Raw genomic sequence first — 14337 nt, 5'->3', positions numbered from 1 at the left:
TTAGGTAGGTTTCATCTGGGCCTTATATAGGCTTCATATAGGCTTTATATAGGCTTTATCTATAAGGAAACGTAGTACCAGCAAGCGGTTATGGGTATGTTTGAATGCAAGTGTCGCGCTGGGTAAAGGTTTGAGGGGAAATAAAATGGTAGTGGAAAGGTTGTATCCCGGGGAGTGTTGGGAGGTTATCAGAGGGGGAAGCGGGGGGATTTGAGGGGGAAAGTGCAGGGATTTACCGTTTGAAATGGTGTATGCAATATGGCACATTCCCCCCTTATTTACCTATCAATAACTATAGACAAATCTATTTGGTGTTTAGTAGGGAATGTCATCGGTGAGCATTACACAAAAGAGGGCCGACAAGTGATTGGAAAAACTCTGTTAATGACAAAGAAACTATTAAGAGCATGCTTCAATGATTAACTAAAAGGTAAAGAATTAAAAAAATTCACTTTTCTTTGTCCGGTATAAAAATGTGAAAATGAACATTAGTTATATAAAAGGAGATGCAACAATGCCTCCGGGAGAGGGCATTAAAATCATAGCTCATATTTGCAATGATCAGGGCGGCTGGGGAAAAGGCTTTGTGCTGGCTATTTCAAAGCGCTGGAAGGAACCGGAAAAACAGTATAGAACATGGTATAAATCCCAGGATGGGTTTTCGCTTGGCCAAACTCAATTTGTACAGGTTGAACCCAATATCTGGATTGCTAACATCATAGGACAGCATAAAATCAATAAAGATGAAAATGGGAACCCTCCCATTCGTTATGAAGCAATTCAAGAAGGGCTTAAAAAGGTGGGAGAATTTGCGCAGGAAATAGGGGCCACTGTTCACATGCCAAGAATTGGCTGTGGGCTTGCCGGTGGCACCTGGGATAAAATAGAGCCGATTATCTCAGAAGAGCTAATAAACAGGAAAATAGCTGTAACAGTTTATGATTTTTAGCTAAAAGGGGCAATACAAGCCGTATACCTTGTATTGATAAATATAGCTATGATTTTCCTTGTATCCTGAATGCCAGGTATATCTATGCAATACCTCATTTATGTATAGTATTCACCATCCCATGGCTCCATAAAGGAAATTAAAGAGCTGGGCTCTAAAGAAATAGCATCGTATTCTTCGTCCTGAATCAGTCCAAAAATATGTCCATCGATTTCAGTCTGAAAAAGTTTGACCTCAATATCATTATACTCTACTTCTCCCAATTCCGATACCCATTCATCAAGAATCTCTTCAAAGTCTACTTTGCATTTATCTGCGGTCCCCCCACAGTAAGAGCGACTACTTAAATAGTTCCCATCTTGTCCAAAAAAATGCATTATAGCATAGTCCAATCTATATTGCAGCCAATTCTGTTCTTGTCTTTCTTCTGGAGGTACCAGATAGACAAAAGTTTCATACCCCCAAAACAGTTGGCCATTAGAAGCTCTGCCCATATGATGTGTATGATAATCTTCCATTCTTCGAATAAGCAACTTATCAGGTATATTCATTGTATCAAAGTATTAGTAGCAAATATTTTAAACCAAAATTATGATATTTATCCTTAAATACTTTAGCAAAACCGATGAAAACAAGTTTCTCAAAAAATAAAACAACATGAACTTTAATTTCTTTAAAAACACCGGGAGAACTGCAATTAACCCTACAACAGTATATAGGAAACAAATAATCGAAGGCTTTTCAATTCCTGCTATCATCCATAATAGCAGCTATTTCTTTGTTGATATTGATGTTTATGCTGATGGCAGAGTTCAGTGTTGGAACTTTGAAGACATTGAACACTTTAAAAAAGATGTTAGAAGAGGTTGGGTAGCATTAAGTATTCCTGACAATGAGGAGATTTCAATCCATGATCTGGGGAGTTGGACAATTACCAATGGTTCCTGGGTCTTTGACAAAGAGAGCTTTATTGATTACGTTTTATCGCTGATAAAAGAGCTAAACCCAAAATCAGAAAACATCTACCAATACAGTCCCAAAATCATTAATGGAATAAGAATAGGCGAAAGTGGCACAGGATCAATTTACAAGGAGCATAAAAGAACACCCAATGACCCATTTCCGAAGAAAATAGATGGTAAGAGTGTAGATCTATTTTACAAGATTGACAATGAGTACTATCTGGTTAAAGCAATTATCTTTCCCGATCTTACTATTGACCTTTGCCGTTTAGCAAAAAATGTGGAAATAACCTTACAAGAATTTGAGGAACTGATAGCTAAAGAAATAATAGTAACAACAATCCTCCCCAACTCCAAAGTCAATATTAATGGATTTGGAAGTTTTACTGTTCAAGAGGCTCAATACACTGTAGAAGTTAAAGATAAACTACTTGAAATCAAAGACACCATTAGAGAATTAAAAGGTGAACCCTCTTCCGTTGATATTTGCAGGGAAGCATATGAGCAATACATCAACCATCCAACGCTCAAAAACAAAGAACAACTGAAAATTAGTTACGAGAATGTGCCTGATCATCATAAAATGTATGTCGGAGATATGGACACTAAAGATATAGAAGTAAGAATGATAATTTATGGAGAACAAGAAATTGAAAACTGGTCTCATTACCAAGTTGCAAAATCAATGGGGGGAAAATTGCCAACTATTAGCATACCTAAGCCTAAAGATGAAAGCGAAGAATAATTTCTATATGAAAATGGGGTTGAATGCTATCAGGAAGGGGTGTTAACATCCTTTTTTTCAATCAGTGATTTTACGGGAGGAGAAAACTTAGGAGATTCAGATTGATATAAAAGCAAAAGCGGTTACTGTAGTATAGTAGCCGCTTTTGTCTTTTATGCAATTTGAAGTTATTTTTTAGTTTGGTGAGTTCATGACGAGGGTGTTCTATTTATATTTTCCTGAATTTAGGACTTGAGATGGTATAGTTTGGCTTGGCTCAATAAAATCAATCTGCCAGTTTAAAAAAATTAATGAGCATTAAAGGTACCCAAATAAGTAACATCACAATTAAAGGTACCCAAACACCCTTTCTCTTATAAGTATTAGTGCCTTTTAAAAGCACATCCCATATTGGAAATATCAAAAAAATAGCGCCTAAACCCACGGGCAGAAAAAACGTCCAAATAGACAGACCATCTTCCATTATCCATTTTAAGTGTACCGATTCAAAAAGAAGAAATCCAATAAAAAGCCAAAGAATACTCATATGCCGCTTTAGCTTTTTCAGATTGATGGATAGTAAGATAACCCCACCAATGATAGGAAAAAACAAAGCATAAATGAATACTAAGATTCTCGGATAAAGAGTGGGCGTTGCCTCTTCGGGATGATCCATAACAAAAGGTATAAGTAAATATCCTAAACTAATATATTTTATCGATTTCAAATGTAACTAAAATGCTAGTATCCGTATACTAACATTTTATATGAGATTCAAACTTAAACAAAAGGTGTTATAACCAGCGTTCCCTTCTAAAATGTAATAGCTTAACGCCATTTGCAAGCAGGATCCTCCCTAAGGCAACAAAGGCAACCCTGAAGATCAAGGTTGCCTTTGTTAGTATACTACTATAAAGTTATTTCTTTCTAAGTTTGGCGAGTTCTTCTCTCAGCCTTTCTATTTCAGCATCTTTTTCTTTCAGTGATCTTTCTAACAACTCAACAACCTTATCAATGGGATTGAAAGAGCATTGGTAATTCATGGCAGAAGCAATGGCATGCTCCTTAAAGTCACTAAAAGAATTTGCTACTATGCTAATAGCAGCATTCTCGTCAAAATGCTTAATAGCTTCGGGAGGTACACCTAATGCCTGTGCAATAGACTGTAACATTTCAGCATCAATAGTTTCTTTGGTTTCTAATAAAGAAACACTTTGCTGACTGATGCCCAAAGTATCAGCTAATACTTCCTGCTTGATCTGAAGTATTTCACGTATTCTTTTTACGCCTCTTCCGTGATGAACTTGTGCCATGGTATGTGTTATTGTCTACAAATATACTGAATATAAGGCATAAGAAGCAAAATAGCGCTGTTCATTTTGTAGCAAAAAATGAACACGTTGGTATGGTACCAGCGGAACTTTGTATCGTACCAAACAGTGCTATACATTTCTCCAAAACCCAATACAGATAAGGCCGTAAAAGACAAGTACCTTCTGGTATTTTACAAGCAATTTTGGTTCGGTACAATACCAGGATGATGTTACTTTGTTTATCAGATTGATTGTACCCAGGTCTTAAATCGAATTGCAAACTGATCCATCTAAGTTTAGTAAAAAAATGGCATGGACATCAATAACCCTGTTTCTACATGGTTATTTCTTTTATCTCATTGCATTTAACTTTAAAAGATTAGCTATGCATAAAAGGAATATAGAAATCAGCTATCCTATTAAACTGACCACCGAAGAGGTGACAAACCCCTATCAGGTAATTGCCGACTTTTGTAATTATGATCATCTACACGGTATCCGGGATAAACAATGGCGTCTCCTGTATGCCACTGTAACCGGCAGCTTCCACAAGATGCACCAGGCAGAGAAAGAGGGCCTCCTACGCTTTCTCCAATACATGGAAAAGACCCTGGAAGCGGTACACGCCATACATGCACGGAAGATTAAAGACCATGGAGAGGTAGCTATTTATAATAGCCTACGCGAAAGCATCATACAATCCGGGAAACACATACCTGGTATTGATAAAATATTCCTGGCCAATACCCATCTCCAAAATGACCATAAAGTAAGTGTGCTATATGTCATCGCCAATAATGCCAATAAGAGCTTTGACCATTACCACATGCAGATAGATAAATACTTCCCCGAACCTGCCCTCCTGAATGTCATGTTCCTCAAAGCAGCTGATGTACATTATTACCTCAAAGCAGGACACCTATTTTATGCCAATACCTGCAAACCTGAAAAGCTCCTCTTTTCTTCCAGGGATAGCTTTATACCCATACCTGGGAAAATACCCATAGAGGATGTAAAGAGTGCTTTTATTGAACATATAGCCCAAGTGCCGGCCTATTTTGAACAAGCAGCAACCTTTAGGCAAAAGCAAGACTATAAATCAGCCCTACTCCTGCTGCACCAAACAACTGAGCACCTCCTAAGGGCATTTCTTACTGCGCTTACCGGGCACCCTATCCCTAGACAAAGCATTTACAGCCTGTTAAAGCAAACGCTGTTCGTAACCGATGAAATAGCAGCGGTATTTACGCCGCATCAGTTGTGTGTGCTGAATTCTGCTAATTTAAGTAATAGTGGAGCTATCAATTGTGGTCAGATGGAGGGGGTGTTTGAGAGTGTGGGGAGATTGCAGGAAGTGGTGGGGAGGGTGTTTGAGGGGGTGGTATGACAAAATAATTTACAAATTACATTAAGCTTGTAAAATGGCTTAATTCGTCAATGTATTAGCTCAACAGGAAGTAAAATTTTCTTCTTCGGAATTACAAGTGGTACCATTACTAAGTTTTGAAGAACCACTTTCAGATATTTTCTTTAATCTAGTTTCTCTTTTTTCATTATATTGCAAATACTAAATTCTATACCAGTTTCGCTACTTGTAAACATAAAGAAACAAAAAAAGCATTTATATAAAAAACATGTAGCATGGTCATAAAATAAATTGGCGAATGTCAGATTCTATACCTAATGCTTTTGCGGATATTCCAGTACGCAACCCTCAATACTTAACAATGAGGGAACCAAATGAATTAGTTGAAATACATACTGGCGTTTTTCATATTAAGCTCTCCAACAGCACCTATAAATGCGATGGCAGAATATATTATAAGTGGTTCCCCTATTGCAGAATAGCTTTCGAGGGAAACATACTAGAGAGTGCTAATCTTTTCTTTCTCGCGGTTGATGCAAACGATATTGAATTGCATATTGGTGACATTTGCATTGGAAAAGGAACTATACTTGCAACTCGATCAAATAGCAGTTATATATCAGGCACTTCAGACAAAATCACCATGGGTGATTCCAGTATTCCAGTAAATGATATCTACTTCCCTGTCATTAACCTTCGGGAATATCATGGAACTAGCATTAGAGAAGTTAATCAGAATGGAGCATATAAAGGGAGACTATCCTTTGAAGATCACGAATTTATAGTATCCCTCGATAAACCCCCTTCCTCTCAAAAAATAACAGCTTCATTAATAGCAAATGGAGGATTCATTGATACGTATATGGGGAGGATTTCTAAAAAGAAAGGAGCTATGACTTCCGACAGTGTTTCCACGGTATTTAAGTGTCTTAATAGATTACTATTTTTTTTAAATGGATTTCGATCAGGCACACCTTTTTTGCTAGGGGTACACAACGAAAAAGTAGTTTGGCGAGAGTACAAAAGCATCACTGCTGATAGTTATCAATTTGTACCTTCTTGGTCTAACGTCTTGTTCTTAGGAAATCTTAGTACTATTTGGAGCAAAATGCGAGAACTTTGGAACAACGCCGATTCAAGAGATGTCTTAAATACTTCAATTTATTGGTACAATCAGGTAAATTACAATAGTGCTGGCTTGGAAGGGTCAATAATACTTGCTCAAACTGCCCTAGAATTGTTATACAACTGGGTTATTGTCGAAAAACGTAAAATGGTCATTGGATCTGATGCCCTTAACCTAAATGCCTCAAATAAGATTCGTCTATTACTGTCTATAATGAATATAAGTCCAGAGCTTCCCATGCAATTTAAGGAGCTTAAGAAGCTCTCTGTCATAGATGCTCCAGAGGCATTTGTATTTATTAGAAATGCACTTGTTCATGGAAATGAGGAAAAGCGGAAAAAACTTTTAGAAATTTCTGTAAATGCCTTATTGGAGGCTTCTCATTTAGCTACTTGGTATATAGAATTAAGTATTTTAAATATTCTTGGCTATAGTGGAAAGTATAATAATAGAGCTAGTGGGTTTCTAAGTCATACCCAAGGCCAGCTTGTTCCATGGATAAATGATCCCCAAAATTTGCAAGAGAATAAGCTATTGGTTTAATAATGACATTATGCTTTATGACACCTACAATGTATGTTAATACATTCTCGGTTTGTCGATTTAGTTTTTTTACATGAAGCTTTCAAGGCTCAATATATACAATACTAAATTCTTTCATCATCTCCCTTGGATGTCTATTTCAGTTATCTGATGTACTTCTCTCAGTCTCCAATTACTAGTAAGTTCACTTATTTCTTCATCTGTCAATTCCGGTTTTATTTGCCTTAACAATATTATATACTCATCAAAAAGTTCTCTGGGAGGTCTCTTACCACAGCAGTAAAGCATCATTTCTTGATGAGCCTTATTAAAATTCATTTTTAACACTTCATTCTTCGAGAGCAACTTATCCTGAACTTCGATTACTATTTTAGCCAATCCCGTTGAGCTTAAGTTAACTGCCACATGTGCCATCTTATAATTCTTTGTTTCATCAAATTCTCTTAATCGGATTTTAAGATCACTAACTTCACCATAGAATCTATAAATTAGATTTATTATTTCTGAAGGCATGTACAGCAAGTTGTTAGCTATCTCCCCATGATATCTAACTATAGATTCATCAAATTTTTTTAGTGCTTCTTCAATACAACCTTGGTCTACACATGACCCTGAAAGTGCTACATATAAAAGTTGTATATCAAAAAGCATCTTAGATAGCGATGCATAAACTGCTTTTTCAAGTTCTTTTATATCATTATTAATTTTGTGCTTCTGCTCGATCTCTTTCTCTCTATCTTTTAATTTTGAGGTAGCATTTAGGTTCATCCACACCAAGAACAATGGCAGAATAAACCCTGTTAAAAAAGTAGAAATAAACATGGGGTTCTGCATAAGAAAATCACCAATTGTCATACTGTACTCTTATTATTTAATTTATAGAGGCAATAATATTACAAATTTTTATTCTAAATTACGAATACTTTACTACATTGAGTTCAATCAGGTAATGACTATCTAGTAATCAAAACCAACTTACAGCTAAAGTAAAGAAGATTTACACTTAATAGAATAGGTCAACATCTTCTATGTATTTCCGACTTTCGCAATAGCAAAAAATGGTACCTACTGCACTTTTTAAAGACATACTTGCTTCATTTGAACAGCGTCCTCTAAGGCCATTACAGGAAACTGAAGTTTACAATCTATTACAAAAGCAGATCCCTGAATCCTATGGTGAGCTTACAATTCAAGAAAAGGCTGAATTAATTGCGTTCAGTTTCCTCGAACCTAGCAAAAACAAGGTTCAAGAGCTAGGCTTCTATTTCATACCATTATCCATTACCAAAAACGAAGCTGGAACGATTGTTGAATCTCCATCTGTATCAATGGTAACGCGGGACACTATCACTTATTGGTCAACCAGATTAGAACAAACAGACCATCCTGTCCTCGCTGCCCGCTATGCTGGCTTGATATACGACATGAGTTTGTATGTCACCGGTTCAAAACCACAATTCTCCATTGCTAAAAAATATGTCGAATCGCTACTAGATTTGATCGACCAGAAATTGTATAAAATTTCTACACAAACAATCTGCAAAGTTGGTCGAGCGCTAGAAGTTTCACTTAATTTAAGCAATCCTGATCTAATAGAACGATGCAAGGCTGGCATTCTTAAGCTGGAAGAAGAAATTGCTATTCCTGACAAACCGGGACTATGGGGATTCCCATATGACCTTTTAATAGGCGGCAAAAAGAAACTAGTTTCCAAAATGGAAGAAACTGCTATTGTAAAGAAACTGGAGGACCGCTTCGATAACATGCTGATGGTAAATACTTGGTGTGCAGAACGCGCAGCAAAACGTTTGATGAACTACTATTTTGGAAATAAACAACCTCAAGAAATTAAAAGGATATTAAGTGGGCTTGAAACATCGTATGACAATACCACAAATGGGCTTGCAATATTCCATCAATCGCACTCTGCCGAACAACTTTACCAGTTCTCTAAACAATTTCAATTAAATGAAGAAGCGGATTTCTATTTGAAAAAGCTTCGGATGTTTAGTAAAGGGGCTGATAAGGATCTGAAATCAACATCGGCTGAGATCAGTATCCCAAAGGACAAAATTGACAAGTATATAAACCAGATACTTGAAGGTGACAATTCAGAAACTATTTTTGTGAGGATTATTGAATCGTGCACACCAAGAGTGGAAGAGGCAAAGGAAGAGTTGGAACGTTTATCTAAAGTAGCCCCATTTCAATTTATTCTTTCGAGGGACCTTCTCGATAAAAAGGGGAGGCGTGTTGCTAGAATACCACCTATTTCGGATGATTTCTTTAGTCATCTGATATTGCACCTCTCAAATTCCATCCGAATAGGCACTATTTTTCTGCATTTTATTTTCGAAGAAGCTATCACTAGGGGAATATTAACAATACATGAACTTATGAAGTTTATTGATAAATCATGTATTATAGAGAAGGATAGGCTGCCAATTTTCCAAAAAGGATTTGAAGCTTACTTTGCCGGAGACTATATAGTTGCTATTCACCTTCTAATACCGCAATTTGAAGAAGCCATAAGAAATCTAGTAGAAATGAATGGAGGAAGCGTAATAATTCAAAAGGAAGACGCTTTTAACCTGAAAACCTTTGATCATTTACTAAAGGATGAAATTATAACAGATATTTTTGGAGAAGACAAATCGCTATACTTCAAAACTCTATTTACAGATAAACGGGGATGGAATATTCGCAATCATGTAGCACACGGAATGCTTGACGTTGCCCATTTTCTCAATAAGCAGAATATTGATAGAATTATGCATGCAATATTGTGCTTGGGCATGGTACGACTGAAGGAAAGTCAAATAGAGTTTTAAGTCAATAGAAACAACTATGATTCGCTTAAACGATACCTGCCCTTACAACAAGTACGAAACCTAATTGCCTCAATCAGTTTAATCCAACCTACATAACTATTTTGTTGTTTGTATGGGTTTATATGAATTTCCTGACAAAGTTTAGCTAAACGAATAGTTCAAGAAGGTTTGAGAAGGTTCAAGTATCAAGAGATCATCCTTATAGTAAGAATGCTCTTTGATTAGCAAACTTCTTTGACTCAAATCTTACCTCACCCCTTCCTCAGCCCCCCAATATACGCCACCACATCCGCCAACTTCTCCGCTCCTATCCCTTCACCCAGGCCATCTGGCATCAGCGATCCGGTAAGCGGTTTCTTCTCCATAATCTCCGTTTTCTTGTGCTTTTCGGAAATCCCCCTATTACTTTGATGGTAATTTCATCTTCCGTTTGACTGGCAATGTAGCCGGATAGTGTGGTACCGTTGGCCAGCTTGAAGTTATACCCTTCAAAGCCAAAGCTGATGCCAGCAGATGGAGAGAGGATGGCTTTATACATCGCTTCTACGGATAGTTTGGAGCCAATTTCTGAGAGGTTGGGGCCAAAATTGGTACCTTTGTTGTTTACCACATGGCAGGTGCTACAATAGGATTCAAACACCGCTGCCCCACTAGTAGCATCGCCTTTCATTTTTAGCAGTTCCGCTACCGGGGGTAGTTTGCTGGAAGCTACCGCCAGGCCATCCAGGTATTTACTGGCTGCCTCACGCATTTCTGGTCTATCCGTCTTTTTGAATATGGTTACGGCTACGCTCTTTACATCATCCGGGAGTTGGTATTTCTTCAGGAGTAGTAATAAGCGTTCTTCCCCACTATGGCCTTTGCCTAAAGCGGTAGTAGCTGCTGTCCTATCTTTGAGCGAATACTGTTTATTCAAGACCACCTGCTGGAGCAGGTCTTTGCTGGGCTTATCCCCTACAGCCCTACAGTGTCCCTTCCTGCTGCGGTGTTCCAGTTGCTATCCACCTACTTCATCCAGGCGCTGAAATAAAGCTCCCATTGTTTAACCATAATTGTCATACGGCATCACGTCGTTGATCCGCGCATCCTTATTACCATCATTATCATTGTCCCAATAATCAATCCCAACAGGAATCCTGATTTTAATCATGTATGCTGCAAAGAATCCTGAGGTTGATTACAATCATATCCCTGACTAACCATGATCATGGATAAGGACCTATCACCTTGATATATTTGAGATATATTTCAATTGACCTCATCATGCAGCTCACTGAAACAAAAAAACCGCTGTTGAACAAACTGATGTTGAACCATACAGGAAAACCAGACTGCCGGGAGTTTCTTTTGGTCAGTGATAATGGCACATATGCTTCAACTACCCTATGCGGATATAACAGCAGAAAGTATCACGGCATGTATGTAGCACCGCAACCACAGCTGGATGCAGACAATCATGTATTATTATCATCCATGGATGAGTCGGTACTAAAAGATGGTCAAACATGGCTATTAAGTACACATTATTATCCGGATATATATTACCCCGAAGGGTTCCGTTATATCCACACCTTCGATAACAATTACATTCCAACCTGGACCTACAGGTTTGGCAATATGGTACTGGTAAAAGAATGGCTGTTTCTGGCTAGGAATAACACCTTATATATCCGATATACGCTACAGGAAGCTGATGCTGGTATCACCCTGCGCCTGATGCCCCTGCTCGCATTCCGGAATATGCACACCGTCACTCATCAGAATGCCCAGGTAAATGGAGCAGTTACAGCGGTTACAAATGGGATATCAATTCAATTGTATCCTGGTTATACACCGCTTTATCTGCAATCTTCAGCCGATGGAAAGTTCATCCCTGCGGCCGACTGGTATTATAACTTTAGCTATCCTGAAGAGCAAAAAAGAGGGTATGAATACCGGGAAGACCTTTATACACCGGGATACTTCGAATTGACACTGAAAGCAGGGCAATCCGTTTTTTTTGCGGTGGGGCTGCAAGCAGCTCATATGGGAGCCTTACCGGAACGGGTCAAGGCAATGCTCCAGGAGCAGGAAACGCCGGGAACAATAGGTGATTATCTGAGGAAGAGTGCACGCAGCTTTATCATTAATAAAGACAACCGTGCCATGATCAAGGCTGGTTATTACTGGTTTGGCTCCTGGGGAAGAGACACTTGCATATCGCTTCCCGGACTCACGCTATTGACCGGAAATGTATACTATTTCAGAAAAATAGCAGACACTTTATTGGAAGATATGCAGGAAGGCGTAATCCCCAATACCGGTAATGGCAGCAGGGCAACCTACAATACGGCTGACGCCTCCCTCTGGCTGGTGTGGGCTATGCAGCAATTTGTTCAGTATTATGTGGCAGGAGAAAGGCTTTGGGAGATATACGGTCCCTCCCTTACTGCCATATTGGAACACTACCAGCGAGGTACCCTATGCAGCATCAGGATGGAGGAAGATGGATTAATACATGCCGGAGAAGAAGAATATGCCCTCACCTGGATGGATGCCATCATCGATAACAAACCAGTTACACCCCGCAATGGCAAAGCAGTGGAAATAAATGCCCTCTGGTATAACGCTGTTTGTTTCTGCCTGATGATAGCCGCAAAAGCAGGTGATAAAGACTTTGTAAAAAAATGGGCCGCTTACCCGGAAAAGATCCAGGATTCTTTTGTGCACTGTTTTTGGGATCCAGGGAAAAAATACCTGGCAGACTGCGTAAATGGATCATATACCGATTGGTCTGTACGCCCTAATCAGCTATTTGCAGTTTCACTCCCCTTCTCTCCACTAACAGATGAGCAACAAAAGGCGGTCATGGATAAAATAAAAGAAGAGCTGCTGACGCCAAGAGGATTACGCACCTTATCTCCGCATGATGTACGTTATCAGGGACATTATGGCGGCGATCAAGCTACCCGTGACATGGCGTATCACCAGGGTACTGCATGGCCGTGGATGCTGGGGCATTTTGCAGAAGGATACCTGAAGGTATACAAGCAGGAAGGAATACCATTACTGGAAGAAATATATGAAGGGCTGGCACCTGCCCTTGAAGAGAGCTGCCTTTATACAGTGGCGGAAATATTTGATGGGGACTTCCCCTACAAGGCGGGTGGCGCCGTTTCCCAGGCATGGAGTGTGGCAGAACTTTTACGATTCAAAGATCTGTTGAATAATCATAAATATTAAACATTACCAATATGAAGGTCCTGATGTTTGGCTGGGAGTTTCCTCCACATATTTCCGGAGGATTAGGTACGGCATGTCTTGGCATAGCTACCGGATTGGCAGCTAATGATGTGAAGGTGCTATTTGTGGTGCCCAAAAAGCATGGAAATGAAGATGCGGAGAAAATCAAAGTAGTGGGCGCCAGTGATGTAGAGATACCTGCGTCATCCATCCATACAGAAAAATTACGAGAAACGTTCTCCTATTTTGAAGTAAATAGCCCGGTCCTCCCTTATCACAGTCCCGAAACATTTGCAGCTTCAGCTAAAACCACTACTGTTACCAGCAGCCAAACCACCAGCAGGCCCGTGATGCGGTATCCATTCACCGGCGGTTATGGAAAGGACCTGATGAAAGAAATATGGCAATACGCATTAACTGCTGTTACTATAGCTACACAGCATGATTTTGACGTTATCCATGTACACGACTGGCTCACCTTCCCTGCAGGTATAATGGCCAGGGCTGTAAGTGGTAAACCATTGATTGTTCATGTTCATGCCACAGAATTTGACCGCTCAGGAAACAATATCAATACACAGGTGTATGAAACGGAGCGGTTGGGCATGCTGAAAGCTGACAAAGTCATTGCGGTAAGTGAGCTTACAAGACGGATTATCATTGACCGCTATTTTATTCCTGCTGACAAAGTAGTAACAGTTCATAACGCCGTATTGCCGGTTGCTGGAATACAAAAGAGCTTACCTTCAAAAAACTTTAAAGAAAAGGTGATCACCTTCGCCGGCAGAATAACCTACCAGAAAGGGCCTGCCTATTTTATTGAGGCTGCAGCTAAAATATTAAAAGTTGATAAGTCGTTCCGTTTTGTCATGGCCGGCAGTGGAGATATGCTAAAAGCGATGATTTCATACGCAGCCCAACTACGTATTTCACGATATTTTCATTTCCCAGGTTTTCTAAAAGAGGCAGAATTGAATAAGCTTTTGACTATCAGCGATGTATTTGTAATGCCTTCAGTTTCCGAACCTTTCGGAATTATCCCGCTGGAAGCCATCAGGGCTGGCGTTCCAGTTATAATCTCCAGGCAGTCAGGTGTACAGGAAGTGCTCCAGTATGCATTAAAAATAGACAGTCCTGATACTTTTGATATGGCGAATTGTATATACGCACTGGCCAGATACAAGGGTATACACAGCTTACTCAAACGTGAAAGTACCCAGGAGCTAAATGCGCTTAGCTGGGAAAAACAAGCATCCCATATTAAAAAAATATATGATCATCTTATCTCTATGTTTTATTAA

Annotated in this window: 12 protein-coding genes; 7 read left to right on the top strand and 5 right to left on the bottom strand. The window is 39.1% G+C overall.

Translation table 11 applies throughout. The features are described from left to right. Positions 1-481: 481 nt before the first annotated feature. Positions 482-949, top strand: a complete 468-nt coding sequence (locus ABR189_RS05750) for a macro domain-containing protein (RefSeq protein WP_354659500.1) — start codon at positions 482-484, stop codon at positions 947-949. 98 nt (positions 950-1047) lie between these two features. Here the strand turns inward: ABR189_RS05750 and ABR189_RS05745 are convergent, their stop codons facing one another. Continuing rightward, positions 1048-1500: a hypothetical protein gene (locus ABR189_RS05745; protein WP_354659499.1), complete on the bottom strand. Its 453-nt coding sequence runs from the start codon at positions 1498-1500 to the stop codon at positions 1048-1050. A 106-nt stretch (positions 1501-1606) separates the two neighbouring features. Between ABR189_RS05745 and ABR189_RS05740 the strand changes: the two genes are divergently transcribed. Then, complete coding sequence (locus ABR189_RS05740; RefSeq protein WP_354659498.1) at positions 1607-2656, top strand: DUF7638 domain-containing protein; 1050 nt, start codon at positions 1607-1609, stop codon at positions 2654-2656. Between the two features lie 265 nt (positions 2657-2921). On the opposite strand, the gene ABR189_RS05735 is transcribed toward ABR189_RS05740, so the two are convergent. Further along, positions 2922-3311 carry a hypothetical protein gene (locus ABR189_RS05735; protein ID WP_354659497.1) on the bottom strand — a complete coding sequence of 130 codons (390 nt, stop codon included), beginning with the start codon at positions 3309-3311 and terminating at the stop codon, positions 2922-2924. Between the two features lie 241 nt (positions 3312-3552). Continuing rightward, the gene (locus ABR189_RS05730) at positions 3553-3948 is read right to left on the bottom strand and encodes a helix-turn-helix domain-containing protein (protein ID WP_354659496.1); all 396 of its coding nucleotides are present in this window, start codon (positions 3946-3948) and stop codon (positions 3553-3555) included. A gap of 385 nt (positions 3949-4333) precedes the next feature. Between ABR189_RS05730 and ABR189_RS05725 the strand changes: the two genes are divergently transcribed. After that, positions 4334-5335 (top strand): hypothetical protein, encoded by a 1002-nt coding sequence (locus ABR189_RS05725; protein ID WP_354659495.1) that lies wholly within the window; start codon positions 4334-4336, stop codon positions 5333-5335. Positions 5336-5612: 277 nt separating this feature from the next. Then, a complete protein-coding gene (locus ABR189_RS05720) occupies positions 5613-6983 on the top strand; it encodes a YopA family protein (protein WP_354659494.1) in 1371 nt (456 codons plus the stop codon). A gap of 117 nt (positions 6984-7100) precedes the next feature. On the opposite strand, the gene ABR189_RS05715 is transcribed toward ABR189_RS05720, so the two are convergent. Next, positions 7101-7838: a hypothetical protein gene (locus ABR189_RS05715; RefSeq protein WP_354659493.1), complete on the bottom strand. Its 738-nt coding sequence runs from the start codon at positions 7836-7838 to the stop codon at positions 7101-7103. A gap of 203 nt (positions 7839-8041) precedes the next feature. Here ABR189_RS05715 and ABR189_RS05710 point away from each other — a divergent pair, with 203 nt between their 5' ends. Continuing rightward, complete coding sequence (locus ABR189_RS05710; protein ID WP_354659492.1) at positions 8042-9814, top strand: DUF4209 domain-containing protein; 1773 nt, start codon at positions 8042-8044, stop codon at positions 9812-9814. A 334-nt stretch (positions 9815-10148) separates the two neighbouring features. Here ABR189_RS05710 and ABR189_RS05705 read toward each other — a convergent pair whose 3' ends face one another. Continuing rightward, positions 10149-10730 carry a c-type cytochrome gene (locus tag ABR189_RS05705; RefSeq protein WP_354659491.1) on the bottom strand — a complete coding sequence of 194 codons (582 nt, stop codon included), beginning with the start codon at positions 10728-10730 and terminating at the stop codon, positions 10149-10151. A 347-nt stretch (positions 10731-11077) separates the two neighbouring features. On the opposite strand from ABR189_RS05705, the gene ABR189_RS05700 reads away from it, so the two are divergent. Then, the gene (locus ABR189_RS05700) at positions 11078-13036 is read left to right on the top strand and encodes an amylo-alpha-1,6-glucosidase (RefSeq protein WP_354659490.1); all 1959 of its coding nucleotides are present in this window, start codon (positions 11078-11080) and stop codon (positions 13034-13036) included. A gap of 11 nt (positions 13037-13047) precedes the next feature. Then, on the top strand, positions 13048-14337 hold the full coding sequence (locus tag ABR189_RS05695) for a glycosyltransferase family 4 protein (protein WP_354659489.1): 1290 nt from the start codon (positions 13048-13050) through the stop codon (positions 14335-14337).

This window comes from Chitinophaga sp. H8, from assembly GCF_040567655.1.
In the GTDB taxonomy this organism is placed as follows: domain Bacteria; phylum Bacteroidota; class Bacteroidia; order Chitinophagales; family Chitinophagaceae; genus Chitinophaga; species Chitinophaga defluvii.
This window is presented reverse-complemented; position numbering and strand designations above follow the sequence as displayed.

Bases quoted from the DNA above. Each gene is read 5' to 3' on its own strand.
- ABR189_RS05750 (WP_354659500.1), top strand. From the start codon at position 482: ATGAACATTAGTTATATAAAAGGAGATGCAACAATGCCTCCGGGAGAG.
- ABR189_RS05745 (WP_354659499.1), bottom strand. From the start codon at position 1,500: ATGAATATACCTGATAAGTTGCTTATTCGAAGAATGGAAGATTATCAT.
- ABR189_RS05740 (WP_354659498.1), top strand. From the start codon at position 1,607: ATGAACTTTAATTTCTTTAAAAACACCGGGAGAACTGCAATTAACCCT.
- ABR189_RS05735 (WP_354659497.1), bottom strand. From the start codon at position 3,311: ATGGATCATCCCGAAGAGGCAACGCCCACTCTTTATCCGAGAATCTTA.
- ABR189_RS05730 (WP_354659496.1), bottom strand. From the start codon at position 3,948: ATGGCACAAGTTCATCACGGAAGAGGCGTAAAAAGAATACGTGAAATA.
- ABR189_RS05725 (WP_354659495.1), top strand. From the start codon at position 4,334: ATGCATAAAAGGAATATAGAAATCAGCTATCCTATTAAACTGACCACC.
- ABR189_RS05720 (WP_354659494.1), top strand. From the start codon at position 5,613: ATGTCAGATTCTATACCTAATGCTTTTGCGGATATTCCAGTACGCAAC.
- ABR189_RS05715 (WP_354659493.1), bottom strand. From the start codon at position 7,838: ATGACAATTGGTGATTTTCTTATGCAGAACCCCATGTTTATTTCTACT.
- ABR189_RS05710 (WP_354659492.1), top strand. From the start codon at position 8,042: ATGGTACCTACTGCACTTTTTAAAGACATACTTGCTTCATTTGAACAG.
- ABR189_RS05700 (WP_354659490.1), top strand. From the start codon at position 11,078: ATGCAGCTCACTGAAACAAAAAAACCGCTGTTGAACAAACTGATGTTG.
- ABR189_RS05695 (WP_354659489.1), top strand. From the start codon at position 13,048: ATGAAGGTCCTGATGTTTGGCTGGGAGTTTCCTCCACATATTTCCGGA.